Origin of the sequence: Perlucidibaca aquatica (genome assembly GCF_001676655.1) — a bacterium.
Classification (GTDB): domain Bacteria; phylum Pseudomonadota; class Gammaproteobacteria; order Pseudomonadales; family Moraxellaceae; genus Perlucidibaca; species Perlucidibaca aquatica.
Genome location: NZ_LZDB01000001.1, coordinates 611,189 through 635,796 on the forward strand (window position 1 = coordinate 611,189; position 24,608 = coordinate 635,796).

Here is a 24,608-nt window from a genome sequence, read left to right on the forward strand (position 1 = left end):
ACTGTGTGCCATCAAATGGCTTCAATTCAGGTGCTGAAATGCGTGTTCTGGGCATGGAAACCTCGTGCGACGAAACCGGCGTAGCGATTTATGACGACGCCGGCCAGGGTCAGTTATTGGCGCATTGCCTCTATAGTCAAATTGATATGCATGCCGATTACGGTGGTGTCGTGCCGGAACTGGCCTCTCGCGATCACATTCGCAAGATGGTGCCGCTGGTGCGCGATGTCATGGCGGCGGCGGGATGTCAGCCGGGTGATATCGACGGCATTGCCTACACCGCAGGTCCTGGCTTGGCCGGTGCGCTGTTGACTGGGGCATTAATGGCGCGGTCGCTGGCCTATGCTTGGGGCGTGCCTGCCGTGCCTGTACATCACATGGAAGGGCATTTGCTCGCCCCGCTGTTGGAGGCGAATCCGCCGGCCTTTCCGTTTGTAGCGCTGCTGGTGTCCGGTGGTCATACCCAGCTCATGCGGGTCGATGGCATTGGTCGCTACGCCCTGCTCGGTGAGTCCATTGATGATGCTGCGGGCGAGGCCTTTGATAAGGTCGCGAAAATGTTAGGGCTGAGCTATCCCGGTGGGCCGGCGGTGGCTCGTATGGCGCTGACGGGGCGGGATGATGCCTTTAAGTTTCCGCGCCCGATGCTCGACCGGCCCGGCCTCGATTTCTCGTTTAGCGGCTTGAAAACAGCGGTGCTCACCGCACGTCAGCAAACGGCTGACTACCCCAATAAAACGGCGGATATCTGTGCCAGCTTTGAGGCCGCGGCGGTAGATACGTTAATTCGTAAATGCATTCGCGCAATGCAAGAAACAGGCTTAAAGCGCATCGTCTTGGCGGGTGGCGTAAGTGCAAATAAGCGCTTACGTTCAGAGCTCGCGGAGGCGTTAAAGCCAATGCAGGCTCAGGCCTTTTACCCTGCACCCGAATTCTGCACAGACAATGGTGCGATGATTGCGTTTGCTGGCTGTCAGCGCTTACGGGCGGGTGAATCGGTTGGTTTAGGCGTAAGTGTGAGAGCGCGATGGCCGATGACGGAGCTGTCGGCCATCGCCTGAGCAGGGCTTACTTAAAGCGCCGCTCAGTGCCTTTCAGCAAGGACACGATATTGCGTTTATGACGTGCCAACAGCAGCACACTCATGCCCACCACGCCGAGCATGGCCTGGGGCATGAGCCAGCTGGCCAGAAATGGCGCAGCAATAAACGCAGTAATGGCGCCCACCGATGAAATTCGGGTTAAGGCAAATCCGGCAAGCCAGAGTAATACCACTGCAACGCCTAAGCCCCAATGCAGGCTGAGCATGACGCCAAGCGCCGTGGCTACGCCTTTGCCGCCCTCAAAGCGGAAAAAGACCGGGTAGAGATGGCCTAGGAAAGCGGCAATACCAACGGCACTGAGCAGGACATCACTCATGCCGTACTCGCGCGCCAGGAGCACGGGGATGACCCCTTTCAGCATATCGCCGGTAAGGGTTAGCAAGGCAGCAGGTTTGCCGCCCAAGCGCAAAACATTGGTGGTGCCGGGGTTGCCGGAGCCGTCTGTGCGAGGGTCAGGCAGCCCCATCAAACGACAAACGATGATCGCCGCCGAGACAGAGCCCAGCAGATAAGCGAGAATTAGCGCCGTACAGGCAATTAGGTCGGGGCTCATGTCTGCTCCATGACTGAAAATGAATAAGTTGCAGTATCGCAGCTTGGCAAAAAACCTGTCGCAATCCTAGCAAGACAACCTGCGCGCGACGAGGCAACGAATGGATATTGTTTACATCCGAGATTTCAAACTCGAGACAGTCATCGGCATGTTCCAGTGGGAGCGCCGGATTAAACAGACCTTGAGTTTGGACTTGGAGATGGGCTGGGATATTCGCGCCGCAGCGGCTAGCGATGCCATTGCCGATGCGCTGGACTACAAGGCGGTATCGCAGCGTTTAAAAGCGCATGTGGAGACGGCGCATTACGAGCTGGTTGAGACGTTAGCGGAATCGATCTGGACCATCTTGCGAGAGGAGTTTCAGGTGCCCTGGATGCGACTGCGTGTGAGCAAGCCGGGCGCCGTGCGTGGCGCTCAGGACGTAGGTGTACTCATTGAGCGCGGTCAGCGCACGAGCTAAGCCTTAGCCCCAGACGCTGCGTCCGCCATCTACCGCGATGATTTGGCCGCTGATGTAATCGCTGCCTTCAATCAGGAAGGCAATGGTGTCGGCGATGCTATCAAAACCGCCGACGCGCCCCAGTGGCACGCTGGCCAGAATTTTTTCTTGCAGTACCGCCGACATTTCGCCACTGCCCTCAGGCCACGCAATCGCCCCCGGCGCAACGCCATTAACGCGCACGCGGGGAGCTAGCTCTTTGGCGAGCGACTTTGTCATGGTCCCTAATGCGGCTTTCGCCATGCAATAGACCGTGTGCTGTGCTAGTGGGAACTCGGCATGAATATCAATGACATTGACGATGCTGCCCCGTGCGCTGGCTTGGAGGGCGGGAGTTAAGGCCTGGCTGAGAAAAAAGGGCGCGCGAGCGTTGCTGGCAAACAGGTCATCCCACTGCGCTTGTGACGTTGTTCCCACGGGGGTGGGATAGAACGAAGAGGCGTTATTCACCAGGGCGTCTAATCGCCCATAGGCATCGATGCTGGCGACTGCCAACGCGGTCACGGCACGGGCATCGCTGAGGTTGGCAATGAGCACACGGGCGCTGTCCGGGCGAAAAGCGTTGAGCTCATCGGCGAGCAGGTGAGCGGTGCGCTGTGAGTGAAAGCAATGGAGTAGCACGCGCCAGCCCTGTCGGTGCAGACGCCGTGCGGTGGCGGCACCGACGCGACGACCGGCACCGGTAATAAGCACTACGCGAGCATTTAACGGATCGTCGTGAGTCATGGGCATCTCGTTTTAGCCTGGGCGAGGGCTCAGGTGTCGATAGTGGTTACGATAATCGGTGAGTTGACTCAGGCGTTGTTCGGCAATGGCTTTTGCCATATCAGCGCCTTTCAGGCCTTGTGCCAGCAGTGCAGGCATGTCGACCTGAGTGGCAGCAAATGCACCGAGCCAGTAATCCCGCTGCCAATAATCACGATCTTCCAAACCGGTGCGGCCACGTGCATCGGCTTCACAGGCAGTCAGGAAGTCGGCAAAGCGTTCGGGGCGACGCCAAGCATCCAGCAACGTCAATTTGCGCAACAGCGTGTCTGGGCGTAATTCATCGGCGCGATGACAGTCGAGATGCCACTCGCCCACCAGCAGCGCCAGTTCCTGCCACGCCTTGGGTGCGCGCAGGCGTTGGCCGATGGCGCGAATCAAGGGCAGGCCACGCGCCTCGTGGCCAGTATGGCGGGGCAGCACATCCGTGGGTGTGAGGCCTTTGCCAACATCATGGAGCAAGACGGCGTAACGTATTGCGGCATCGGTCGTTAGTCGCTCGGCTTGTTGCAGACTGAGCAGGGTGTGCAGGCCCGTATCCACTTCCGGGTGATAGTCGGCGCGCTGCGGAACGCCAAAGAGATGACTCACTTCCGGCAGCAAAATGGCAAGCGCACCGCAGTCCTGTAGGACATCAAAAAATACATCGGGGCGCGGCCCCGCCAATGCGCGTGACATCTCCTGCCAAACGCGCTCGGGTGTTAGCGTTTGCAGCTCACCGCTGCGACTGAGCTGCTGCATCAGAGCAAAGGTTTCCGGCGCAATATGAAAGCCCAGGGGTTTAAATCGTGCCGCAAAGCGGGCAACACGGAGTACGCGCAAGGGGTCTTCGACGAAGGCTGGCGAGACATGGCGGAGCAGTCGTGCTGCCAGGTCCTGTTGCCCTCCACAAGGGTCGATGATGCTGCCATCGTCGAGCTCGGCCATGGCATTGATGGTCAGGTCGCGGCGTTGTAAGTCCGCTTCCAGCGTGACATCCGGCGAGAAATCACAAATGAAGCCGTTATAGCCACTGCCGTGTTTGCGCTCGGTGCGAGCCAGCGCATATTCAGCCTGTGTTTGTGGGTGCAGGAAGACGGGGAATTCGTTGCCGACCTGGCGATAGCCCTGCGCCAGCAAGTCCTCGGGCGTGGCACCCACCACGACCCAGTCAATATCGACCACGTCCAGGCCGAGCAGACGATCCCGGACAGCGCCGCCGACGCGATAGGCTTGATAGCGCTGTCCGCTCATCGCAACCCCGGACGGCTGTGGAAGCGTCGGCCGTCTTCCAGCCGATAGGCCGTGAGGTGGTTGCCCCAGACGCAGCCCGTATCCAGCGCAATGCACTGCGGCTGATGCGTGATGCCGAGAATGGCGGCCCAGTGCCCGAAAATAATTCGGGTGTTGCCCAGGGCACGGAGGTCGGCGGCATACCAAGGCTTAAGGCCACTGGGCGCGGTATTCGGCGAGTCCTTGTGCAGGAAATCGAGTGCGCCATCGGCATGCAGCAGTCGCATGCGGGTAAAGACATTGGTGATGGCTCGCAGGCGTGTCACGCCGGCCAGATCATCGCGCCAGATGGCCGGTTCGTTACCGTACATGTTGGCGAGATAGCTCAGGGCATCTGCGCCGCGAAGTGCCACTTCGACTTCCTGCGCGTGATCGCGAGCCTGTGCGGGTGTCCAGCCTGGGAGCCAGCCTGCATGGCAAAGCACATGCGGCTGCGCGGCGACATCCGGCAGCTCAATCAACAGTGGCCGTGCTTGTAACCATGTCATGAGTGCCGTGCGATCGGATGCGTCGAGAATGGGGAGCGTGCCGTCTTTCGCTTTCAGCGTGGCCAGGCCGTGATGGGCGGCTATGAGGTGTAAATCGTGATTGCCGAGCACGGTGTCTGCTGCCGCACCGAGGGCATGGATTAGACGCAGCGTGCCTAAGGAATCGGGACCACGAGCAACCAGATCGCCAGCAAAGTAGAGCCGATCTTGTGCCGGGTCGAAGGCGATGGTGTCGAGCAGGTTTTCCAGCGCGGCGCGACAACCTTGCACATCGCCGATGGCATAGTGCGCCATGCAATCTGCCCCTTAGTTGAGTACGCGCGGAATGGCCAGCGTGAAGGCTGGGATGGGCGACTCAAAGCGCTCGCCAACTTCGTTGATCATGCCGTAGCTGCCATGCATGCTGCCCACGGGGGTTTCTAGCACAGAGCCGCTGGTGTATTCGAAATGCTCGCCCGGTGCCAATGTGGGTTGTTCGCCAATCACGCCATCGCCCCGAACTTCCTGCACGCGTGCCTCGGCGTCGGTGATGATCCAATGCCGAGTCAGTAATCGCGCGGTGCGGGCGCCTTCGTTACGAATTCGAATATGGTAAGCAAATACATAGCGCTTCTCGGCCGGATTCGATGGCTCCGCCAAGTACTCACTGCGCACTTGAATGCTGATGCCATGGGCATCGACCGAATGCACTGATTGGCTCATGGTTTGGCTTCCGCTAACGCATTGGTGATTGCAACGTAGTCTGCCACGGACAATGTCTCAGGGCGACTGGTCAGGTTGACACCCGTACTGCGTAGAATTTCTTCGGGATAGCGTCCGAGTGCATTGCGTAAAGTCTTGCGGCGCATGGTGAAGGCCGCCATGACCACCTCTGCCAGCAGCTTCTCGTCGCGGCAGGGGGAGGGCAGCTCGCTGTACGGTGTCAGGCGCACGATGGCCGAGGTCACTTTGGGGGGCGGGCTAAAGGCTTCCGGTGGTACATCGAACAGCCATTCGGGCTGGCAACGGTATTGCACCATGACGGACAGGCGACCGTAATCGTTGCTGCCGGGCTCGGCACAGAGCCGATCAACCACTTCCTTTTGCAGCATGAAATGCATGTCGCGAATCACACCCACCTGGTCCAGCAAATGAAAAATCAGGGGTGTGGAAATATTGTAGGGCAGGTTGCCGATGACACGGAGGTCTGCCGCACCCGGGGCGGTTGCTAGGGGGGCAAAGTCGAACTGAAGCGCGTCGCCACTGTGAATAACGAGCTCGCCCATGCCCGCTAGGGTATTCGGTAGGCGGGCGGCCAAATCCCGGTCCAGCTCGACCACCTGCATATGCCCTAGCGCGGGCAACAACACCTTGGTCAGCGCACCTAGGCCAGGGCCAATTTCAACCACATTTTGCTCTGTGCTGGGCTGAAAGCTGGCCACGATTTGCTGAATAACACGGTCGTCGCTGAGGAAGTTCTGCCCGAAGCGTTTGCGCGCGACGTGACCTTCAACAACGCGACTGCCTTTCTTGCCCTGCGGATGACTCATGGTGTGTGGCTCATTAGGTTTTGTTTCTGGCGTGAATCATGTGGATGGCTTCTTGAACGGCAGCATGAAGACTGCCAACTTCAGCCAGGCCGGTGCCGGCCAGCGAGAGTGCTGTGCCGTGATCTACAGAGGTACGAATGATGGGCAGGCCGAGTGTGATATTCACAGCTTCGCCAAAGCCGGCGTGTTTCAGTACCGGCAAGCCCTGATCGTGGTACATGGCGAGCACGGCATCAGCGCCAGCGAGCAGGCGTGGCGTGAATAGCGTGTCGGCGGGCAGTGGGCCGGATAGGTTCATGCCCTGGGCCCTGAGTTGATTCAGGGTGGGCTCAATCACCTCAATTTCTTCGCGACCGAGGTGGCCGGACTCACCGGCATGCGGGTTCAGACCGGCGACCAAAATGTGTGGGTCGGCGATGCCGAAGTTCGTGCGCAAGTCATGATGCAGAATCTGCAGGACCTGCGTTAGACGTTCCGGGGTAATGGCATCCGCTACGTCGCGCAACGGCAGATGGGTGGTGGCCAACGCGACACGCAATCCGGGGCAGGCCAGCATCATCACCACGCGAGGCACATCGCAACGGGCTTGCAGGTATTCGGTGTGACCGCTAAACGCGATGCCGGCATCGTTAATGACCGACTTCTGCACGGGGGCGGTAATCATGGCGGCAAACTCACCGCTCAGGCAGCCATCGCAGGCGCGATCTAAAGTCGCCAATACGGCGTGCGCGTTGCTGACATCCAGATGCCCCGGTCGTTCGATGTGTGCGAGGGGAACTTGCGCTACTTTCAGGGTGCCCGGTACATGTGCTGACGCGGCGCTGGAAGGGTCATGTGGCAGTAGCGTTAACGGGAGCTTTAGCCGTTGTGCTGCACGCGTCAATAACTGAGTATCTGTGATGGCAATGAGTTCAGCAGGCCAAGCGGATTGTGCAAGCATGACCAGCAGATCGGGGCCGATGCCAGCAGGTTCGCCTGGTGTTAATGCAAGTCGGGGGATCATCGGGGGAAATCACATCCTGGGCGTCGGTCATCCACTCTATTGTGCCATAGCCAACCTAAGAGGAGTGGACACCGACGTCGGACATGCAATGACAAGGCTTGCCGCATAAGACTTATCACCGGTAACCAGGGGTCCAGTTGACGCTGCTGGGTACAGTTGGCATTGTCTTGGTAGTACGCGGTGTCGCCAAGTAAAAATCCCGTAAAACTTCTCATGCCACCCGCTTCTCGTACTGCCTAAGGGAGATTCGCTATCCACCGCCTATGGCCACATGCCAAGCCTTATTTGCTCGCCATAATTACGGTCGCCGCGGCGAGCGCTGCGTCGTGGTTCTTGCAGCGTTATGTGTCCCTGCCGAATTTGGTGTTGCTCTTTATGTTGGCCGTGGTCTCCGTGGCCTACGTGGCGGGTGGGCGAGCGGCGCTATTGGCCTCGGTATTAGCCAGCTTGGCTTATGCCGGCTTGTACTTGCCGATCGGCTATTTGGATGCGGCCGAACTCAGTCAGTATGCGATCACGGCAGTCATCACCATGGCCATGAGCGTTTTCATTAGCCAGCTCACCACGCGTTGGCGAGATAAGGCCTTGGAGTCGGCAGAGCGGGCTCGTGAACTGGATAGACTCTATCGCTACACGCGTGAGTTGGAGACAGAGCGGCTACGTAACTCCGTGCTCAGCGCGTTATCCCATGATTTGCGTACGCCGCTGGCGGGTTTAATTGGCGCGTCTTCATCACTCATGTCGGATGAGGTCGTGCTCACACCAGCCGCGCGACAAGGCTTGGTCGGGCTCATTTATGACGAGTCTCGGCGTATGCAGGCGCTAGTGGAGAATCTGTTGGAGCTGGCTCGATTAGAGTCTGGGCCCGTGACTTTGCAGCAAGACTGGCAAGCACTGGACGAAATTATTGGCGCTGTGATGCCGACGTGGCGTGCGCAGCTGGCGCCAAGGCAGATCACGCTGAGCCTGCCGGATGAATTGCCCTTGCTGCGTTTTGATCCGCGTTTGATCGAGCGCGTGCTGGTGAACTTGTTAGAGAACATCGGCAAGTACACCCCACCCGAAGCCCATGTTGTCATTTCTACACAGGTTTTCGAGGATCGCGTGGAGCTCGCCATTGCGGATGACGGCCCCGGCTTTAGTGAAGAGCCTGACCAACTGTTTAAAAAGTTTTATCGCGGCGATAGCGCAGGCCCCATTCCAGGAGCGGGTTTGGGTCTCGCGATTTGTCGCGCCATTTTAGAGGCTCATCACGGGCATATTCGTGCGGAGCGTGGGCAACCTCGAGGGGCTGTTTTTATCTTGAGTTTGCCTCGGCCTACGCAAGCAAGCCCCATCACTCAGGATGAGGACGCGTCATGACGGTTGATATTCTCATCATCGAAGATGACCCCAGCTTGTCCCGATTTTTATCGACCACATTGACTGCACAAGGCTATGCCGTGACCACGGCCATGCGTGCCGATGAAGCACTTGCTCGGGTCGCCTTAGATGATCCGGCGCTTATTCTGCTCGATTTAGGATTGCCGGATGGCGATGGCTTAGCGCTGTTGCCGGAACTGAAGGCACGCTGTGATGCGCAAGTGGTCGTGGTCTCTGCGCGTTCGCAGGAGTCCGATAAAATCAGTGCGCTCGATGCCGGTGCCGAGGACTACCTTACCAAGCCGTTTAGTGTGGCGGAGCTGTTAGCGCGCTTGCGCGTGGCGCAGCGCCGACGCCTAGAGTCGATACCGGTTGCCCAACAATACGCAGTGGGTGCATTGCGTGTGGACTTGGAGAAGCATCAGGTTTGGCTGGCTGAGGAGGCGTTGAAGCTAACGCCAAAGGAGTTTCAGTTGCTGGCCATCTTGGCGCAGTCTCGGGGACGCGTGGTCACCCATGCCCAGTTACTGCAGGCTATTTGGGGGCGTCACCACAGTGATGACACGCATTATTTACGGATTTATTTGCGACAGTTGCGGCAGAAGATAGAGCCGAACCCGAGTGAGCCTAGGTATTTGCTCACCGAGCCCGGCGTTGGCTATCGACTCGCGGACGCTTAGCGCGCGCCGCGATAGTCCACGTAAGCCTCGGAGCGCAGTTCGCGCAGCCAGGCTCCCAGCTCTTCGTCATAGGCTCGAGCAAAGAGAATTTGGCGAGCGCGGTCTTTCAAAATGCTGTCGCGCATATCCTGCTTGCGCTCGCCTTCCACGCGCAGAATGTGCCAGCCAAAGCTGCTTAAAAACGGCTGACTAATCTGGCCCATGGGCGTTTTGCCAATCATGCGGTCAAATTCAGGAACCATATCGCCGGGTGATACCCAGCCTAAATCGCCACCCTTTACCGCGGAGCCTGGATCTTGCGACTGCAAGCGTGCCAGCTCAGCGAAGTCGGCTCCCTTGGTCAGTTGGCGATAGATGCCATCCATGACTTGGCGAACATCGTCGCTGGACTGCAAGTCATTAGGGCGCATCAGGATGTGCCGAACCTGGCGTTGGGCCACGACCGTGGTGGGTGCGGGCGGGGGCGGCGGCAGTACCGACTCGGGCGCTTTAAGCTCACGGCGATCGAGCAGCCAAAGCAGGTGCCAGCCGCGCGGCGAACGAACCAAGCTAGGCTCCGTTCCGGCAATGCGTTGCTTAATGGGGTCAATAAGCAGCGTGGGCATGTCTTCAATCGCACGCCAGCCCAAAGGCTCAATGGCGGCGTCGCTGGTTTTGCCTTTCAGGCTATCAATGGCTTCTTCAGGTGTTACCCCCGTGCGTTGTACGGCTAGCAGACGCTCCGCCAGGGCAGTGAGCTCTAGCTGCTTACGCGGGGATGCGTCTTCTTCCATGGGCACGAGAATTTGTGTCACCAGAAATTGTTGGACGGCGGGTTTCACCTCAGGCGCTACGGGCTTTGCTGCGGGCTTAAGTTGTTCATCCAGCTGACGATTGAGCTCGGAGCCGGCAGGTGTGGACATAAACTGGGCGATGTCGGCATCGCTGATACGAATACGCTCACCCATGCGACGTTGACGCAGGCGTTCAATGACTTGCTCACGCTCTACTGCGGCGCGAACGCCAGCGAAACTGGTTCCGGGCGTGGAGTCGAGTTGGCTACGGAACTTATCTAGGGTCATGCCGTTTTGGCGCGCCATGCCATTGAGTGTGGCAATCACGGCGGTGTCGTCAGCACGAATGCCATTGCGCTCAGCCAACTGCATTTGCAGTGTCTCAAGAATGAGCTGCTCACGCGCTTGTTGACGCAAGGTTTTATCGTCGGGAACTGCGGTTTTGCGCTGCTGAGCTTGAAAGCTGAGGTCCGCAACACGCGTGTCGATATCGGAATTCAGGATGACACCATCATTCACAATAATCGCGATTTGATCTAAGGGTTTGGCGGCAGCCCAGAGGTTGCTCGAGAGGCCCGAAATCAATAGGGTCGAAGTAAATATGAGTTTTGTTAGCGGGCGCCACATTAGAAGCTGTCCTCAGTTTTTGCGAGTTGTGAGTAACCAATTACGTTGCGTTCGAGCAGGGCATCTACGCGACTGCCAATACCAGCAAGACCTTTCAGCGTCACTTCAATAAAGAATGTGCTGGAGTTACGGTCAGTATTGGCTTGTGCGGTTGTGTCGGTCACGGCGATATAGCTGCGCCTAAACACGCGCACCTGCCAGCAACACGACTCGTAAGAGACACCGAATAATGCTTCCTGAGACTCCTTAGCCAGCAGGTCGTATTGCCAAAGGCCAATGACTTTCCAGTTCACCCCAAATGGTTGAACGAAGGAGAGTTGGGTTTGGCTGACTTGCTTCTGGCCGATGGTGGGGTCGTCGCGGCGGAAGCGATAACCTGCGTTATACACGCGCCCGGCATTTAACGGTAAATAGCTCGCGCCTACGCTGTATTGCGTGAGTTTGCTGTCGTCTGGGTTGAGCAGGAAGTCTGCGTAGACGCTGGTTTCCTCATTGGCCCGCAGGGTGATGTTGCCGGCAAAATCCGAGCTGCTGGAAATGCCGGGCTGGCCGACGCCGGAGCTGCAGGCAATTGAGCTTGAGCCTGTGCAGCTAATAGGCAGGGTGACTAAGCGATCCCGAAAATAGTAGATCTGGCCCAAGGAGGCTTGTAGGTGTTCAAAACCGGTATCGTCGAGATGACGGGTGGTGACGCCGAGTGAAAGCTGGTGTGCGTCATCGATACGGTCGTTGCCAGAGAAGCGCGTGTCGCGAAACAGTTGGTCATAACTAAACGTGCGGGTTGCCGTATCGAACACAGGCAGTGACGATTGGTTTCGATACGGCGAGTACAAATACAATGCCCGCGGTTCGAGCGTGACACTGCTCCCGTTGTCGCTAAAGCGTTCAAAAAACAGACCAGAGTCTAGACTGATCGTGGGCAAGGTGAAGCTCGGTGAGTCGGCTTTGCCGGCCGTGCCACTACCCGTAAGCGCATATTGCAAGTGCGACACACGCACGCCAGGACGCACAAATCCCCAAGGCTGGTTGAAGTCGTAGCGTAATTGCGGATCCAAGCGTAAGCGCACGCCATTCACTTCATCGGCACTGCCGTCATTAATGCTGCGTTGGAAATTAGTAATCTCCGCACGCAGTTGATGCTGCCAGCCCGGCATTAGCGACGGATCTGTGGTGAGCAATATCTGAGGCAAGCGGGTATAGGGCTTGTCACCATCCGCGAGCGTGGGATCCAGCGTTTGGAAGCCTTGAGCGCGCGCTAGAAGATGCCAATTGCCTTGGTCGTAACGAACGTCACCGACACGCTCTTGGTAGGTTTGGTTGGCAATTTCTAAGCCGCTACCCAAGTCTGTGAGATAAAACGGATCGCTCACATAGTTCAGGTCCGTGCGGGCGCTCCAGCCACTGTCCCACTGCACATCATGACGGTAACGGCCGGATTTACGGTCTTCGCCAGTTTGTTTGTCATTGGCTAAGACGGCACCACTGATTTCGCCACGGCCCAGGCTCTCGGTGAGGTAGCGGAACTCGCCCTTCATGAGCAGACCCCGCTGCGTGTAGAGCGTGGGGGTAAGGGTGGCGTCGTAGTTGGGGGCCAAGTTTAAGTAAATCGGCTGGGCATAAACAAAGCCGCCATTGGTTGACGTACCAAAGTGCGGTGGCAACAGGCCGGTTTGGCGTCTGTCGTCAATCGGGAAGCGAAAGTAAGGCGTGTACAGCACCGGCACATCATTAATGCGTAGCTTGGCATCGTAGACCTTGCCCACGCCCGTATTCGGATCGAGCACGATGTTGCTGGCGAGAAACGACCAGCTGCGTTGGCCTGGCGCACAGGTGGTGTACATGCCCTGATCGATACGCATGGAGCCATCGCTAAAGCGACGAATACGCTCGGCGCGGCCATGCGCATGCATGCTGCTGGAAACAAATTCGCTGGACAGCAATTGCCCGGCAGAGGTGTTGACGTTCACAACACCTTGGTCGCCGGTGAGGAGCAGGCCGGGCTCAGCTAAGCGAATATTGCCATCGAAGCGTGCGTAGTCACGATCTTGGGTGAGGTAGCCACTGTCGGCCTCGACCAAGCGTCCAGATTGTTGCAGACGGACTTGGCCTTCCAGCACCGCTTCGCCATTGTCACGATAGGTCAGGCTATCCGCCATGGCCTTTACGTCGGATTCGTTGAGCTTGCCGGCAACCACGGACGGGCCAATGGGCGTAACCCATGCACCTTCGCAGGTGGCATCCATCGGCGGCCGATCAATGGCGGGTAGCTGCGCGATCTCTGCGCGCGTCAGCCAGCCTAGGCGTTCACCGGCGGAGTCAATATTGGGCAGGCCTGCCTGGGGCTTGGGCGTTAGACTGGGTTCAACGCTGGGTGCTGTTGCTGGTGCAACTGCTGCATTGCGAGCCATCGGCGCTGGGCTTGGCTGTGCGACGGGGGTCGGCTCCGATGATTCTTGCGCAGCATAAACTGGCAATCCGGCTATGCTGTCTTGGCCATAGCCAGGTGCTTGAGCGGCTGCCCACAGCGGCGCAGCAGACAGCGCTAAAATAGCAGCCGATAGCGGGCGTAGCTGCAAGCGCAGCAAACACGTATTTTTAGCACGACGGCAATCAGTCATGGCAGGAGTCGTTGGGTCATGTCAGGATTTGCCGGATAATAGAGTCATTGCCCCTTTTCAGCTAGGAAAATCCCAAGATGGCCTTAGATGCCCGCGCCCAACGCCTTCAAGAATGGACGCAGACCTGGCTTAGTCGCCAACCCCATGGGTCACCCGCCGTGGGTGATCTGCAGGTGGTGTCCGGTGATGCCAGCTTTCGACGTTACTTTCGTCAGCCCCTGAGTCAGGGCTCACTGATCGCGGTGGATGCTCCACCCGAGAAAGAGAATTGCGGCCCCTTTGTGGCATTAGCCAAGGCGCTGCACGGCCATGGCCTGTGCGTGCCCGAGGTGCTTGCATGGTCGTCTAGCGAAGGCTTTATGTTGCTCACGGACTTGGGCGACACCCTGCTGCGTAGTGAACTCGCCGACGACACCGTGAATACGCTTTACGGCGCAGCCATGACCGCGCTGGTGCAAATGCAATCTTGCCCGGCCACGCCAGAGTATTTTTTGCCGAGCTACGATCGTGAGCGTTTGCTCACGGAAATGCGGCTGCTAAGCGAGTGGTTTATTCCTCAATTTCTTGGGTTGCAATTGAGCGAAGAGCAAGCAGAGACACTGGAGCAGCAGTTTGCCCTGATTGCCGAACGTGTCTCGCAACAGCCCTCGGTGTTCGTGCATCGCGATTACCATTCGCGCAATCTCATGCTGACGCCGCAAGGTGAGCTCGGCATTATCGATTTCCAAGACGCAGTACGCGGGCCGATAACGTACGACTTGGCCTCCTTGCTTCGCGATGCCTATGTGCAGTGGCCGGCCACCGATGTGGCACGTTGGGTTCAACAGTTCCGCGAAGAGCTACTAGCCAATGATGCGCTGAATGCCTCGGTCTCTGCGGACACGTTCCAAACCTGGTTTGACTGGATGGCCGCTCAGCGACATCTAAAAGTCGTGGGCATTTTTGCGCGATTAAGCTTGCGCGATGGTAAGCATGGCTACTTAGCAGACACCCCATTGGTGTATCGCTACTTGCTAGACGAAATCGCTGATTACGACGAATTGCAGCCACTGCATCAGTTATTAATTGCGATGCTGCCAACGTATGTGGCGCGTTATCCGGAGGCAAATCAGCAACTCGGAGGCTATTTGTGAGGGCGATGATTTTAGCGGCCGGCTTGGGCACACGCATGCGGCCGCTCACCGATAACACGCCCAAGCCCCTGCTTGTGGTGGGCGGCAAGCCCCTCATTGTTTGGCATATTGAGGCATTGCGCGCGGCGAGCATCACCGACATTGTCATCAACACCGCGTGGCTGGGTCACAAACTGGAAGCCGCATTAGGAGATGGTCGCCGCTACGGGGTGAACATCCACTGGTCGCATGAGCCTGACGGTCAGCCTTTGGAGACCGCCGGCGGCATTGTGCAGGCGCTGCCCAAGCTGGGGCATGAGCCCTTTGTCTTGGTCAATGGCGATATTTGGTTGCGCAAACATCTCACGCCGCTGCGCGCTGCACTGACCCCGGGTCGCCAGGCGCATTTGATACTGGTTGATAATCCGGCACATCATCCGCAGGGTGACTTTTTGATGGCGTGCGGAGAGGCGGAGCCCGTTGCCGGTGAGCGCTATGCGCTATCTTCGCGTGATGCGGCGTCGGGAAAGCGTCTGACCTATGCCGGACTCGCGGTATATTGTCCCAGTTTGTTTCAGGGCTTGCCGCGAGGTGTGAGGCCATTGGCGCCCTTGCTGCATGAAGCCATTGCGGATGGCTTGGTGAGCGGTGAGTACTTTCCGGGCCCTTGGGTGGATGTGGGCACCCCGGAGCGTCTGCGTAGCCTGGATGCTGCTATTCGGGATGGGTCGATTTAATCTTTTTTTGAGGTCTTTATGGCATTAGTTGCCGCTGCAAACCCGGCGCTTCAGCAGCCCGATTTTTTGATCGCTCCCTCCATTTTGTCTGCCAATTTCGCGTGTTTAGGTGCAGAAGTGGATGCGGTGTTGGCCGCCGGTGCCGATGTGGTGCATTTTGATGTGATGGACAACCACTACGTGCCCAATTTGACCATAGGCCCCATGGTCTGCAAGGCGCTACGCAAGCATGGTGTGACAGCGCCGATTGATGCGCATTTAATGGTGCGTCCGGTGGACCGCCTGATCGGTGACTTTATTGAGGCCGGCGCGAGCATTATTACCTTCCATCCTGAGGCGTCGGATCACATCGATCGTTCGCTGCAAATGATTCGCGATGGCGGCGCGCAGTGTGGCCTCGTATTCAATCCCGGCACGCCACTGCACTATCTCGACTACGTCATGGATAAAGTCGATGTGATTTTGCTGATGAGCGTGAACCCCGGTTTTGGCGGCCAGAAATTCATTCCGGGTACGTTGCAGAAATTGCGCGATGTGCGTGAGCGTATCCGAGCCAGTGGCCGGGCCATCCGCCTAGAAATTGATGGCGGAGTGGGTGTGCAAAATATTCGTGAAATTGCCGAGGCGGGCGCCGATATGTTTGTGGCTGGCTCTGCGATTTTTAATGCCCCGGATTATGCGGATGTGATTGCCAAGATGCGTGCCGAACTGGCGCTCGTCGCCACCCGTACGGCAGCGCGCTCATGAGCACACTGAAGCCCCTGGCCGACTGGTTCGGTGAGCTGCCCCAAGTCATTTTAATGGACCTCGATGGCACGCTCGTCGATAGCGCTGCCGACATTGCGCTGTCTTTGAATCGGGCGCTGGCGGATCTCGGTCTGGGCTCGGTCTCCGAGGCGCAAGTCCGAGACTGGGTGGGGCGAGGTGCTGCACGTCTAATCGAAGTAGCGCTCCAGCACGTGGTGCCACATCACGCGCAAGACCCCCAAAAGCACGCCGTAGAGGCGCGACTGTTGGCGGCTTTTATGGCGCGCTATCAAGATGCTGTCTGTGAAGCCAGCACAGTGTATCCGGGCGTGGCAGAGTTTGTTGCGGCGGCGCGGGGCGCAGGTATTCGCCTCGCCTGCGTGACTAATAAGCCCTATCGTCCGGCGGTGGCATTGCTGGAGGCGTTGAATTTGCTGGATGCCTTCGAGCTCGTTATAGGCGGCGATACCCTCGTGCATAAGAAGCCTCACCCGGAGCCGTTGCTGCATTGCCTGCGCCATTTTCAGGTCTCAGCAGCCCAAGCGCTCATGGTGGGCGACTCCCGCAACGACGTGGATGCCGCAAGAGCTGCAGGTATCAAGTCCCTGGCGCTGCCCTATGGCTACAATCACGGTGAGCCGATTGAAGCCTGTGCGCCGGATCGTTTGGTTGCGTCCTTGGCCGAGTTAATTTAACTTCCTCACATTAATTCTGAAGGCTACAGCCATGTGTGACGTGCTTCTCAAGCTTGGCAGCATCGGTTGGCGATGGTGACGCATCCGCCATTGCCTGTTGTGCTGTCCTGATTTTGTTTGAGTGAGTGCTCATGAACGCTGAAAAATTCGCCGCGCTGGCCGCGCAAGGCTACAACCGCATTCCGGTAGTCCGGGAAATCCTCGCGGATCTCGACACCCCGCTGTCTTGCTATTTAAAGGTCGCTGACCAGCCCTATACCTATTTGTTCGAGTCCGTCCACGGCGGCGAGCAATGGGGGCGTTATTCCATGATTGGCCTGCCGGCGCGCATTTTGCTGCAGGTGCGCGGCTATGACGTGACGGTTCAGGTGGATGGTGTGGTCACCGAGTCGCTGACCGTGATCGATCCGCTGGCCTTCGTGGAGACCTTTCAGCAGCGCTACCGAGTGCCTGAGCTCAGTGACTTGCCGCGCTTCACGGGCGGTCTGGTCGGCTATTTCGGCTATGACACGGTGCGCTATGTTGAGAAACGGCTGGCCGGTGTGGTCAAGCCCGACCCCATTGGCACACCAGACATTTTCTTCATGGTCTCCGACGAGGTTATGGTCTTTGACAAGGTTAAGGGCTCTCTGTTTCTGGTGGTACATGCCGACCCGTCACAGTCGGATGCGCTGCTTCGTGCCGAACAGCGTTTGAATGAATTGGTGACGATGATTCGTGCCCCGCGCGGGCAAACTTCGATTGATGCTTTCGTGCCCGGCCAGGTCACGCGTGAGCAAGACTTTGTGTCCAGCTTCGGTGAGCAGAACTTCAAGGCGGCAGTCAATCGAATTAAGGATTACGTGCTCGCTGGCGACATCATGCAGGTGGTGCCATCGCAGCGATTAAGCGCTGCTTTCGTCCAGCCGCCATTGACCTTGTACCGCGCCTTGCGTCACCTGAATCCGTCGCCGTATTTGTATTTTCTGCACTGCGGCGACTTTCACATTGTTGGCTCCAGCCCGGAAATTCTCGCGCGCTCGGAGAACGGCCAGGTCTCGGTGCGTCCGATTGCCGGCACGCGCAAGCGCGGCAGCACGCCGGAGCGGGACCGTGAGCTGGAGGCCGAACTGCTCGCCGATCCCAAGGAAATTGCCGAGCATCTGATGCTCATCGACTTGGGCCGCAACGATGTGGGTCGTGTTGCCGAGATCGGCCAGGTGCGTGTCACCGAGAAGATGGCCGTGGAGCGCTATTCACATGTCATGCATATCGTGTCCAATGTTGAAGCTACGCTGAAGCCGGGCGTGACCGCGCTGGATGTGCTGAAGGCAACGCTGCCGGCCGGCACGCTGTCTGGCGCGCCGAAAGTGCGCGCCATGGAAATCATCGACGAGCTGGAGCCGGTGAAGCGCGGCATCTACGGTGGCGCGGTCGGCTATCTGGCGTGGAACGGCAACATGGATACCGCGATTGCCATCCGCACCGCCATCCTCAAAGATGGCCAGATGCATGTGCAAGCCGGCGCGGGTGTTGTTGCCGACTCCATTCCTGAACTGGAATGGATGGAAACCCAAAACAAGGCGCGGGCGCTGATGAAAGCGGCCGAGCTGGCCTCGACCAATCTGGTCAAGGCGGAGGACTGAACCATGAATCGTGAGCAAGCCATTACGCTGCTGCGCTCTGCCAAGCCCGTGCTCGCCAGCCAGTTTGGTGTAACACGCTTGGCCTTGTTTGGCTCTGTTGTGCGCGATCAGGCTAGCTCGGATAGCGATATTGATGTCCTGATTGCATTCGCCGGCGCGGCCAATGCCAAGTCTTATTTTGGTGTTCAGTTTTATCTCGAAGACCTATTGGGTGGGCCTGTTGATCTGGTCACGGAAAAAGCATTGAGAGCGGAGCTGAAGCCGTTTATCGAGCGAGACCTGATTGATGTCTGAGCGTATCTGGACATTTTATGTCGATGACATGATCGCCTTCGCTGAAAAGGTCTTGAATTACACCGAAGGCTTTGATCAGGCGCGCTTTGTCGAGAGTGGTCTGACCTATGATGCAACGCTGCGTAATCTGGAGTTGATCGGTGAGGCGGCAACGCATGTGCCGGCCGAGGTGCGAGCTGCACATGGCGAAATTCCGTGGCGACTGATTATCGCTACGCGTAACCGTTTGATACACGGCTACCTCGGTGTTGATAACGATACGCTGTGGAGCATAGTTGTGGATGAAGTGCCAGCTTTACTGGCTGATCTGATGCAATTGCGTACGCAATACCGCACGCTTTAAACGAGAAAAATCATGCTGCTCATGATCGACAACTATGACTCCTTTACCTACAACCTCGTGCAGTATTTTGGCGAGCTGGGTGAAGAGGTGGTGGTGTATCGCAATGATGAAATCACGCTCGACCAAATCGCGGCGCTGAAGCCCGATCGTCTGGTGATTTCACCCGGTCCCTGCACGCCGACCGAGGCCGGTATTTCCATCCCGGCCATCGCACGGTTTGCTGGCGAAATTCCGCTGCTCGGCGTTTGCTTGGGGCACCAAAGTATTGGTCAGCACTACGGTGGTGATGTGGTGCGCGCACGGCAGGTCATGCATGGCAAAACCTCGCCGATCTTCCACAAGGACACGGGTGTTTTTGCCGGCCTCAACAACCCGCTCACCGCCACACGCTATCACTCGTTGGTGGTGAAGAAAGAAACCTTGCCGGCTTGTTTAGAAATGACCGCGTGGACGCAAACCGAAGACGGTGCTGTCGATGAGATCATGGGTCTGCGCCACAAGACGCTGGCCGTGGAAGGCGTGCAGTTTCATCCGGAATCCATCCTCACCGAGCAGGGTCATGCTCTGCTGAAAAACTTTCTGACACAGACGCGCTGAGTTTCGAACGCATGGATATCAAGCAGGCGCTGGCCCGCGTAGTCGAGCGCATCGACCTCAATACCGCCGAAATGCAGGATGTGATGAAAGCCATCATGAGTGGGCAGTGCAGTGATGCACAGATTGCCGCACTGTTGGTGGCGCTACGCATGAAGGGCGAGTCTATCGATGAAATCGAGGGCGCGGCGCGGGTCATGCGCGACTTAGCAACGCCGGTCCACATCAGCCAAACGCAGTATCTGGTCGATATTGTGGGAACCGGCGGCGATGGGGCCAATTTATTCAATGTTTCCACGGCGGCGGCAATGGTCGTTGCGGCGGCCGGTGGTCGCGTGGCGAAGCACGGCAACCGCGCCGTGTCGTCGAAGAGCGGCAGTGCCGACCTGCTGGAAGCTGCTGGGATTAATCTCGCGATTAGCGCGGAAGAGGTCGCACGTTGCATCGACACCGTGGGCGTCGGTTTCCTCTTTGCCGTGAATCATCACGGCGCCATGAAGCATGCCATTGGTGCGCGACGCGAGATCGGCTTACGCACCCTGTTTAACATGTTGGGTCCGTTGACCAATCCGGCGTTTGTGCAGCGTCAGGTGGTCGGTGTCTTCAATCCGGCACTCTGCCGCCCCATGGCCGAAGTACTGGGCCGCCTGGGCAGCGTTCATGCCCTGGTCGTGCATGCGGCCGACGGCCTCGATGAGGTATCGCTCGCCACGCGTACGCATGTGGCGGAATGGAAGAATGGTGCCGTGCAGGAATACAGCGTGGTGCCGGAAGATTTAGGTGTTGCCAGCCAGAGCCTTGTTGGGCTCATGGTGGGCGATTCGGCGGAATCGCTGGCACTCATTCTCGATGCGCTTGGTAAGCAAACCGGCGAGCAAAGCCGCAAGGCGGCAGACATCATTGCGCTCAATGCAGGCGCTGCAATTTATGTTGCTGGCCTGACGTCGAGTTGGAAGCTGGGCGTAGCCCTCGCCGAGGATGTCATTAGCACGGGGCAGGCGCTGGAAAAACTCAATGACCTGCGCTTGTTTACTCGCGCCTTATCGCCTCAAAGCCCGACGTGAGCCCAGCCGCATGAGCACTATTCTCGACAAGATCATGGCGCGTAAGCGCGAAGAAATCGCAGTACGTCGCAAGCGTCATTCCCTGAGGGATCAAGAGGCGTTTGCTCGCGAGGCCGATCCTGTGCGTGGCTTTACCCGGGCCTTGCAAACGGCTATCGCGTCCGGCCGCCCTGGCGTCATTGCGGAAATTAAAAAAGCCTCACCGTCCAAGGGAGTGATTCGTGCGGATTTCCAGCCCGCAGCCATCGCTGAGTCCTACCAGAAAGGTGGTGCTAGCTGCCTTTCAGTGCTCACCGATGTCGACTTCTTTCAAGGCAGTGATGACTACCTCAAGCAGGCGCGTGCTGCTTGCGGTCTGCCGGTGATTCGCAAGGACTTTCTCTGCGACCCGTATCAGGTTATTGAGGCGCGGGCGCTGGGTGCGGACTGTGTGCTGCTCATCGTGGCGGCTTTATCAGATGCGCAATTACAAGAGCTCAACGCCTGCGCCTTGGAGCAAGGGTTAGATGTACTCATTGAGGTCCATGATCGCACCGAGCTGTTGCGCTCGTTGCCGCTGAACAGCCCGCTGGTGGGTATCAACAATCGCAATCTGCACACCTTCGAGGTCAGCCTGCAGGCCACGCTGGACCTGCTTAGCGACATCCCACGAGACCGCACGGTGATTACCGAAAGTGGCATCTTCACCCGCGATGATGTGGCGTTGATGCGAGATAACGCAGTGCACGGCTTCCTCGTGGGTGAGGCCTTCATGCGCGCACCAGAGCCGGGCGAAAAGCTGGCGGAATTATTTTTCTGAAATCATAGTGACTATGTAAAGTAGTTACTCTTGAGGCGAGGTTCTTATTGTGGAAGCACGTATCACGTGGAATGGCGAAGTGAGCTTCAAGGCAAAGTCCGGCTCCGGTCACGAAGTTATTATGGACGGCCCGCCCGATCTCGGTGGGCGTAATCTTGGCGCACGCCCCATGGAAATGATGCTGATGGGCATGGGTGGCTGCACCAGTTTTGATGTCATGACCATTTTGAAAAAATCACGCCAGCAAGTCACCCACTGCGAAGCGGTTCTGCAGGCTGAGCGTGCGGATGCCGTGCCAGCCGTGTTCACGAAAATTCATGTGCACTTTGTGGTGACCGGAACGGATCTGAAGGAAGCGCAGGTGAAGCGTGCCGTGGAGTTGTCGGCCGAGAAATACTGCTCGGCCTCCATCATGTTGCAGGCCGCTGGCGTGGAAATTACGCACAGCTACGAAATGGTTGCTGCTTAAACCTCGCCGACTAAACGTAGTAAGTCGTTCCCGTCATCACCGTCGACATCGCCTGCATGGCTTTTTGAATGGGCTCGGGCAAGGTGGCTGCCCCGGCTTTCAAGGCCATGTCGCGATGCGCGGCCTCATCTTCATGCATCTGCGCGAGTACGGCGCGCGTGCGCAGGTCGTTTAGCGGCAAACGCGTGAGATGCCCTTGCAAATGCTCGCAAACCTGACGCTCAGTTTCAGCCACGAAGCCCAAGCTCCATTTGTCGCCAGCCAGGCCAGCCAAGGCGCCAATACTGAACGACGCGGCATAAAAAACGGGGTTTAGCACGCTGGGCGATGCCCCGAGCTCATTGAGGCGTTGCTGGCACCAGGCGAGGTGGTCGACTTCTTCCTGCGCCGCGTGCTCCATTTCTTGGCGCACCGTGGGTAGGCGAGCCGTGAGGGCTTGGCCGTGATAGAGCGCTTGCGCGCAGACTTCGCCGGTATGGTTGATGCGCATGAAACCGCTGATTTGGCGCTGTTCCTCTGCGCTTAATCCCGCTTCGGGTAAATGTTCCGCCGGCGAGGCTCGGCTGGCGGACACGGCGTCGTGAGCGAGCGTGCGCAGCACCTTGTCGGCTTCGCCAATCAGTCGATCAAAAAACGTGTAACGACGCATGAGCTTAGATCTCTTGTTTGGGTTTAGCCCGGAGGCCAGCTGAGTCGGCGACCGGCTAATAGATGCAAATGAATGTGATACACACTTTGTCCGCCATCCTGATTGCAATTCATCACCACTCGGTAGCCTTCTTCAGCGAAGCCATACTCTTTTGCCAGCGCAGTGGCTGTGGTCATGAGCTCGCCAAGCAGCGCCGCCTCGCTCGCCGGTACATCATTGAGCGTCGTGAAATGCTGTTTCGGGATGATCAGCAAGTGCGTGGGTGCGGCCGGGAATAAATCGTGAAAGGCCACCACGCGCTCGTTCTCAAACACGATGCGGGCATTCACTTCATGATTAGCGATTTTGCAAAAAATACAATCGGTCATACCGTTAGGCTCGTTAAACGCAGAGGGAAGTTTTCGCTGCCTAGACTAAGGGGTCTGCAGTGTAGACTCAATCAATGCTATGCTTCTGCGCCGGTTAAGCTGTGTGCAAAGCGAGCAATTTGCACCAAATTAGGGCGCATACAGATTAATTGCACTTTTTTAGTGACGATTGAGCTGCTTATGCACCGAGATGGCGCAACTGTGGGTGCTGGTTTCGTGGCACGCTATTTGCTAAAACCGTCCAGTGATGCTGGCACGTCCTCCCGTTCTAACCAACGGGCCGCGGCCTGAGTGTCCCGACGAATTCAATTCAAAGTCTGTGCAATGCTCTGTGGAGGAGCTAAACATGTCGAACAAAGTGCTGAAACTGATCAAGGAAAACGAAGCCAAGTGGGTCGATTTCCGTTTTACCGATACCAAGGGTAAGGAACAGCACGTTTCCTACCCATCCCACACCATTGACGAAGAAACCTTCGTTAACGGCAAAATGTTTGACGGTTCGTCGATCACGGGCTGGAAGGGCATTGAAGCGTCCGACATGATTTTGCTGCCAGACCCAGAAACCGCTTTCATGGACCCCTTCTTTGAAGAGTCCACGGTTGTTGTGACCTGCGACGTTATCGAGCCGTCCACCATGGAAGGTTACGAGCGTGACCCACGCTCCATCGCCAAGCGCGCTGAAGCCTACCTGAAGTCCACCGGTATCGGTGACACCGCTTTCTTCGGCCCAGAGCCTGAGTTCTTCGTATTTGACGAAGTAAAGTGGGACATCAGCATGGCGGGTTCGTCGCACAAGATGATCGCTGAAGAAGCCGCTTGGTCGACCAACAATGACTACGAAGGTGGCAACACCGGTCACCGTCCACGCGTGAAGGGTGGTTATTTCCCCGTACCGCCAATTGACTCCGCTCAGGATCTGCGCGCTGCCATGTGCACCGCCATTGAAGCCATGATGGGCGTTGGCAAAGTTGAAGTTCAGCACCACGAAGTGGCTTCCTGCCAGTCCGAAATCGGTGTGACATTCAACACGCTGGTACGTAAGGCTGACGAAGTTCAGGTGCTGAAGTACGCTGTTCACAACGTCGCTCACGCGTTCGGCAAGACCGCGACATTCATGCCTAAGCCCATCGTTGGTGACAACGGTTCCGGTATGCACGTTCACATGTCCATCGCTAAAGATGGCAAGAACCTGTTTGCTGGCGACGAATACGCCGGCCTGTCGGAAATGGCGCTGTTCTTCATTGGCGGTGTGATCAAGCACGCTCGCGCGCTGAACGCCATCACCAACCCAGCGACCAACTCCTACAAGCGTCTGGTTCCACACTACGAAGCGCCAATCATGCTGGCCTACTCGGCTCGCAACCGTTCGGCATCGATTCGTATTCCATACGTCGCCAGCCCGAAGGGTCGTCGTATCGAAGCCCGTTTCCCGGATCCAGCAGCTAACCCATACCTGTGCTTCGCTGCCTTGTTGATGGCTGGCCTCGACGGCATCCAGAACAAGATCCACCCAGGCGCCGCAGCCGACAAGAACCTGTACGACCTGCCGCCGGAAGAAGAAGCTAAGATCCCAACCGTGGCTCACAACCTGGAAATGGCTCTGGACGCCCTCAAGGCCGACCACGAGTTCCTGACCAAGGGTGGCGTGTTCACCAAAGAAATGCTGGATGCCTACATCGAGCTGAAGACCGAAGAAGCACGTCGCGTTAGCACCTTCGTATCGCCGATCGAATTCGATCTGTACTACAGCGTGTAAAAGCGTCGGTGTAATCGCTTGCACATGGCAGCCTGAAAGGGCTGTTGCGTGAATAAAAGGCCTGCTCGCAAGAGCGGGCCTTTT

The 24,608-nt window shown here is 57.7% G+C and carries 27 protein-coding genes; 16 read left to right on the top strand and 11 right to left on the bottom strand.

Features of this window, described 5'->3' with window-relative positions:
• Positions 1-38: 38 nt before the first annotated feature.
• Entirely contained in the window at positions 39-1,061 is a 1,023-nt protein-coding gene (gene tsaD, locus A8710_RS02960) for a tRNA (adenosine(37)-N6)-threonylcarbamoyltransferase complex transferase subunit TsaD (RefSeq protein WP_068857970.1), read from the top strand.
• A gap of 7 nt (positions 1,062-1,068) precedes the next feature.
• On the opposite strand, the gene plsY is transcribed toward tsaD, so the two are convergent.
• Entirely contained in the window at positions 1,069-1,656 is a 588-nt protein-coding gene (gene plsY, locus A8710_RS02965) for a glycerol-3-phosphate 1-O-acyltransferase PlsY (protein ID WP_068857971.1), read from the bottom strand.
• A gap of 100 nt (positions 1,657-1,756) precedes the next feature.
• Between plsY and folB the strand changes: the two genes are divergently transcribed.
• Positions 1,757-2,116, top strand: coding sequence for a dihydroneopterin aldolase (gene folB / locus A8710_RS02970; RefSeq protein WP_068857972.1), 360 nt, complete (start codon positions 1,757-1,759; stop codon positions 2,114-2,116).
• A 3-nt stretch (positions 2,117-2,119) separates the two neighbouring features.
• On the opposite strand, the gene A8710_RS02975 is transcribed toward folB, so the two are convergent.
• The 6 genes from A8710_RS02975 to pdxA are packed head-to-tail and all read right to left on the bottom strand — an operon-like array spanning position 2,120 to position 7,212.
• A complete protein-coding gene (locus tag A8710_RS02975) occupies positions 2,120-2,881 on the bottom strand; it encodes a pteridine reductase (RefSeq protein ID WP_198341600.1) in 762 nt (253 codons plus the stop codon).
• 12 nt (positions 2,882-2,893) lie between these two features.
• The gene (locus A8710_RS02980; RefSeq protein WP_068857974.1) at positions 2,894-4,153 is read right to left on the bottom strand and encodes a multifunctional CCA addition/repair protein; all 1,260 of its coding nucleotides are present in this window, start codon (positions 4,151-4,153) and stop codon (positions 2,894-2,896) included.
• On the bottom strand, positions 4,150-4,974 hold the full coding sequence (locus A8710_RS02985; RefSeq protein WP_068857975.1) for a symmetrical bis(5'-nucleosyl)-tetraphosphatase: 825 nt from the start codon (positions 4,972-4,974) through the stop codon (positions 4,150-4,152). The genes A8710_RS02980 and A8710_RS02985 overlap by 4 nt, the downstream gene beginning before the upstream one ends.
• A gap of 12 nt (positions 4,975-4,986) precedes the next feature.
• The gene (gene apaG, locus A8710_RS02990) at positions 4,987-5,382 is read right to left on the bottom strand and encodes a Co2+/Mg2+ efflux protein ApaG (RefSeq protein WP_068857976.1); all 396 of its coding nucleotides are present in this window, start codon (positions 5,380-5,382) and stop codon (positions 4,987-4,989) included.
• On the bottom strand, positions 5,379-6,209 hold the full coding sequence (gene rsmA, locus A8710_RS02995; RefSeq protein WP_068857977.1) for a 16S rRNA (adenine(1518)-N(6)/adenine(1519)-N(6))-dimethyltransferase RsmA: 831 nt from the start codon (positions 6,207-6,209) through the stop codon (positions 5,379-5,381). Before rsmA ends, apaG begins: the two co-directional genes overlap by 4 nt.
• 13 nt (positions 6,210-6,222) lie before the next feature.
• Complete coding sequence (pdxA, locus tag A8710_RS03000; RefSeq protein ID WP_068857978.1) at positions 6,223-7,212, bottom strand: 4-hydroxythreonine-4-phosphate dehydrogenase PdxA; 990 nt, start codon at positions 7,210-7,212, stop codon at positions 6,223-6,225.
• 285 nt (positions 7,213-7,497) lie between these two features.
• Here pdxA and A8710_RS03005 point away from each other — a divergent pair, with 285 nt between their 5' ends.
• Both A8710_RS03005 and A8710_RS03010 read left to right on the top strand, forming a co-directional pair.
• Complete coding sequence (locus tag A8710_RS03005) at positions 7,498-8,574, top strand: sensor histidine kinase (protein ID WP_082968614.1); 1,077 nt, start codon at positions 7,498-7,500, stop codon at positions 8,572-8,574.
• The gene (locus A8710_RS03010) at positions 8,571-9,254 is read left to right on the top strand and encodes a response regulator (RefSeq protein WP_068857980.1); all 684 of its coding nucleotides are present in this window, start codon (positions 8,571-8,573) and stop codon (positions 9,252-9,254) included. The genes A8710_RS03005 and A8710_RS03010 overlap by 4 nt, the downstream gene beginning before the upstream one ends.
• Here A8710_RS03010 and A8710_RS03015 read toward each other — a convergent pair.
• Both A8710_RS03015 and lptD read right to left on the bottom strand, forming a co-directional pair.
• Entirely contained in the window at positions 9,251-10,654 is a 1,404-nt protein-coding gene (locus tag A8710_RS03015) for a peptidylprolyl isomerase (protein WP_068857981.1), read from the bottom strand. The genes A8710_RS03010 and A8710_RS03015 overlap by 4 nt on opposite strands.
• On the bottom strand, positions 10,654-13,272 hold the full coding sequence (gene lptD, locus A8710_RS03020) for an LPS-assembly protein LptD (protein ID WP_068857982.1): 2,619 nt from the start codon (positions 13,270-13,272) through the stop codon (positions 10,654-10,656). The genes A8710_RS03015 and lptD overlap by 1 nt, the downstream gene beginning before the upstream one ends.
• Positions 13,273-13,349: 77 nt before the next feature.
• On the opposite strand from lptD, the gene A8710_RS03025 reads away from it, so the two are divergent.
• From A8710_RS03025 to A8710_RS03075, 11 genes are all read left to right on the top strand, one after another.
• Complete coding sequence (locus tag A8710_RS03025) at positions 13,350-14,405, top strand: aminoglycoside phosphotransferase family protein (RefSeq protein WP_068857983.1); 1,056 nt, start codon at positions 13,350-13,352, stop codon at positions 14,403-14,405.
• On the top strand, positions 14,402-15,121 hold the full coding sequence (gene murU / locus A8710_RS03030) for an N-acetylmuramate alpha-1-phosphate uridylyltransferase MurU (RefSeq protein ID WP_068857984.1): 720 nt from the start codon (positions 14,402-14,404) through the stop codon (positions 15,119-15,121). The genes A8710_RS03025 and murU overlap by 4 nt, the downstream gene beginning before the upstream one ends.
• A gap of 18 nt (positions 15,122-15,139) precedes the next feature.
• Complete coding sequence (rpe, locus tag A8710_RS03035; protein WP_068857985.1) at positions 15,140-15,868, top strand: ribulose-phosphate 3-epimerase; 729 nt, start codon at positions 15,140-15,142, stop codon at positions 15,866-15,868.
• A complete protein-coding gene (locus A8710_RS03040) occupies positions 15,865-16,563 on the top strand; it encodes a phosphoglycolate phosphatase (protein WP_068857986.1) in 699 nt (232 codons plus the stop codon). The genes rpe and A8710_RS03040 overlap by 4 nt, the downstream gene beginning before the upstream one ends.
• Positions 16,564-16,694: 131 nt before the next feature.
• Entirely contained in the window at positions 16,695-18,188 is a 1,494-nt protein-coding gene (trpE, locus tag A8710_RS03045; RefSeq protein ID WP_068857987.1) for an anthranilate synthase component I, read from the top strand.
• Between the two features lie 3 nt (positions 18,189-18,191).
• The gene (locus A8710_RS03050; protein ID WP_068857988.1) at positions 18,192-18,482 is read left to right on the top strand and encodes a nucleotidyltransferase family protein; all 291 of its coding nucleotides are present in this window, start codon (positions 18,192-18,194) and stop codon (positions 18,480-18,482) included.
• Positions 18,475-18,825 (top strand): HepT-like ribonuclease domain-containing protein, encoded by a 351-nt coding sequence (locus A8710_RS03055; protein ID WP_068857989.1) that lies wholly within the window; start codon positions 18,475-18,477, stop codon positions 18,823-18,825. The genes A8710_RS03050 and A8710_RS03055 overlap by 8 nt, the downstream gene beginning before the upstream one ends.
• A 12-nt stretch (positions 18,826-18,837) precedes the next feature.
• Positions 18,838-19,422, top strand: coding sequence for an aminodeoxychorismate/anthranilate synthase component II (locus tag A8710_RS03060; protein ID WP_068857990.1), 585 nt, complete (start codon positions 18,838-18,840; stop codon positions 19,420-19,422).
• A gap of 11 nt (positions 19,423-19,433) precedes the next feature.
• Positions 19,434-20,483, top strand: a complete 1,050-nt coding sequence (gene trpD / locus A8710_RS03065; protein ID WP_068857991.1) for an anthranilate phosphoribosyltransferase — start codon at positions 19,434-19,436, stop codon at positions 20,481-20,483.
• Between the two features lie 10 nt (positions 20,484-20,493).
• Positions 20,494-21,282: an indole-3-glycerol phosphate synthase TrpC gene (gene trpC, locus A8710_RS03070; RefSeq protein ID WP_068857992.1), complete on the top strand. Its 789-nt coding sequence runs from the start codon at positions 20,494-20,496 to the stop codon at positions 21,280-21,282.
• Between the two features lie 49 nt (positions 21,283-21,331).
• Complete coding sequence (locus tag A8710_RS03075; protein ID WP_068857993.1) at positions 21,332-21,751, top strand: OsmC family protein; 420 nt, start codon at positions 21,332-21,334, stop codon at positions 21,749-21,751.
• A gap of 10 nt (positions 21,752-21,761) precedes the next feature.
• Here A8710_RS03075 and coq7 read toward each other — a convergent pair whose 3' ends face one another.
• Complete coding sequence (gene coq7 / locus A8710_RS03080; protein WP_068857994.1) at positions 21,762-22,400, bottom strand: 2-polyprenyl-3-methyl-6-methoxy-1,4-benzoquinone monooxygenase; 639 nt, start codon at positions 22,398-22,400, stop codon at positions 21,762-21,764.
• Positions 22,401-22,423: 23 nt separating this feature from the next.
• Positions 22,424-22,768 carry a histidine triad nucleotide-binding protein gene (locus A8710_RS03085; RefSeq protein WP_068857995.1) on the bottom strand — a complete coding sequence of 115 codons (345 nt, stop codon included), beginning with the start codon at positions 22,766-22,768 and terminating at the stop codon, positions 22,424-22,426.
• 346 nt (positions 22,769-23,114) lie between these two features.
• Here A8710_RS03085 and glnA point away from each other — a divergent pair, with 346 nt between their 5' ends.
• Complete coding sequence (glnA, locus tag A8710_RS03090; RefSeq protein WP_068857996.1) at positions 23,115-24,524, top strand: type I glutamate--ammonia ligase; 1,410 nt, start codon at positions 23,115-23,117, stop codon at positions 24,522-24,524.
• The last annotated feature ends 84 nt before the right edge of the window (positions 24,525-24,608 follow it).

What these genes read in the sequence shown, in the direction of transcription:
- A8710_RS03040 (WP_068857986.1), top strand. Translation starts at nt 15,865, where the DNA reads ATGAGCACACTGAAGCCCCTGGCCGACTGGTTCGGTGAGCTGCCCCAA.
- coq7 (WP_068857994.1), bottom strand. Translation starts at nt 22,400, where the DNA reads ATGCGTCGTTACACGTTTTTTGATCGACTGATTGGCGAAGCCGACAAG.
- trpC (WP_068857992.1), top strand. Translation starts at nt 20,494, where the DNA reads ATGAGCACTATTCTCGACAAGATCATGGCGCGTAAGCGCGAAGAAATC.
- A8710_RS02980 (WP_068857974.1), bottom strand. Translation starts at nt 4,153, where the DNA reads ATGAGCGGACAGCGCTATCAAGCCTATCGCGTCGGCGGCGCTGTCCGG.
- A8710_RS03085 (WP_068857995.1), bottom strand. Translation starts at nt 22,768, where the DNA reads ATGACCGATTGTATTTTTTGCAAAATCGCTAATCATGAAGTGAATGCC.
- A8710_RS03060 (WP_068857990.1), top strand. Translation starts at nt 18,838, where the DNA reads ATGCTGCTCATGATCGACAACTATGACTCCTTTACCTACAACCTCGTG.
- A8710_RS02985 (WP_068857975.1), bottom strand. Translation starts at nt 4,974, where the DNA reads ATGGCGCACTATGCCATCGGCGATGTGCAAGGTTGTCGCGCCGCGCTG.
- apaG (WP_068857976.1), bottom strand. Translation starts at nt 5,382, where the DNA reads ATGAGCCAATCAGTGCATTCGGTCGATGCCCATGGCATCAGCATTCAA.
- rpe (WP_068857985.1), top strand. Translation starts at nt 15,140, where the DNA reads ATGGCATTAGTTGCCGCTGCAAACCCGGCGCTTCAGCAGCCCGATTTT.
- lptD (WP_068857982.1), bottom strand. Translation starts at nt 13,272, where the DNA reads ATGACTGATTGCCGTCGTGCTAAAAATACGTGTTTGCTGCGCTTGCAG.
- A8710_RS02975 (WP_198341600.1), bottom strand. Translation starts at nt 2,881, where the DNA reads ATGACTCACGACGATCCGTTAAATGCTCGCGTAGTGCTTATTACCGGT.
- folB (WP_068857972.1), top strand. Translation starts at nt 1,757, where the DNA reads ATGGATATTGTTTACATCCGAGATTTCAAACTCGAGACAGTCATCGGC.
- A8710_RS03010 (WP_068857980.1), top strand. Translation starts at nt 8,571, where the DNA reads ATGACGGTTGATATTCTCATCATCGAAGATGACCCCAGCTTGTCCCGA.
- tsaD (WP_068857970.1), top strand. Translation starts at nt 39, where the DNA reads ATGCGTGTTCTGGGCATGGAAACCTCGTGCGACGAAACCGGCGTAGCG.
- trpD (WP_068857991.1), top strand. Translation starts at nt 19,434, where the DNA reads ATGGATATCAAGCAGGCGCTGGCCCGCGTAGTCGAGCGCATCGACCTC.
- pdxA (WP_068857978.1), bottom strand. Translation starts at nt 7,212, where the DNA reads ATGATCCCCCGACTTGCATTAACACCAGGCGAACCTGCTGGCATCGGC.
- glnA (WP_068857996.1), top strand. Translation starts at nt 23,115, where the DNA reads ATGTCGAACAAAGTGCTGAAACTGATCAAGGAAAACGAAGCCAAGTGG.
- A8710_RS03015 (WP_068857981.1), bottom strand. Translation starts at nt 10,654, where the DNA reads ATGTGGCGCCCGCTAACAAAACTCATATTTACTTCGACCCTATTGATT.
- A8710_RS03055 (WP_068857989.1), top strand. Translation starts at nt 18,475, where the DNA reads ATGTCTGAGCGTATCTGGACATTTTATGTCGATGACATGATCGCCTTC.
- plsY (WP_068857971.1), bottom strand. Translation starts at nt 1,656, where the DNA reads ATGAGCCCCGACCTAATTGCCTGTACGGCGCTAATTCTCGCTTATCTG.
- A8710_RS03050 (WP_068857988.1), top strand. Translation starts at nt 18,192, where the DNA reads ATGAATCGTGAGCAAGCCATTACGCTGCTGCGCTCTGCCAAGCCCGTG.
- A8710_RS03025 (WP_068857983.1), top strand. Translation starts at nt 13,350, where the DNA reads ATGGCCTTAGATGCCCGCGCCCAACGCCTTCAAGAATGGACGCAGACC.
- trpE (WP_068857987.1), top strand. Translation starts at nt 16,695, where the DNA reads ATGAACGCTGAAAAATTCGCCGCGCTGGCCGCGCAAGGCTACAACCGC.
- rsmA (WP_068857977.1), bottom strand. Translation starts at nt 6,209, where the DNA reads ATGAGTCATCCGCAGGGCAAGAAAGGCAGTCGCGTTGTTGAAGGTCAC.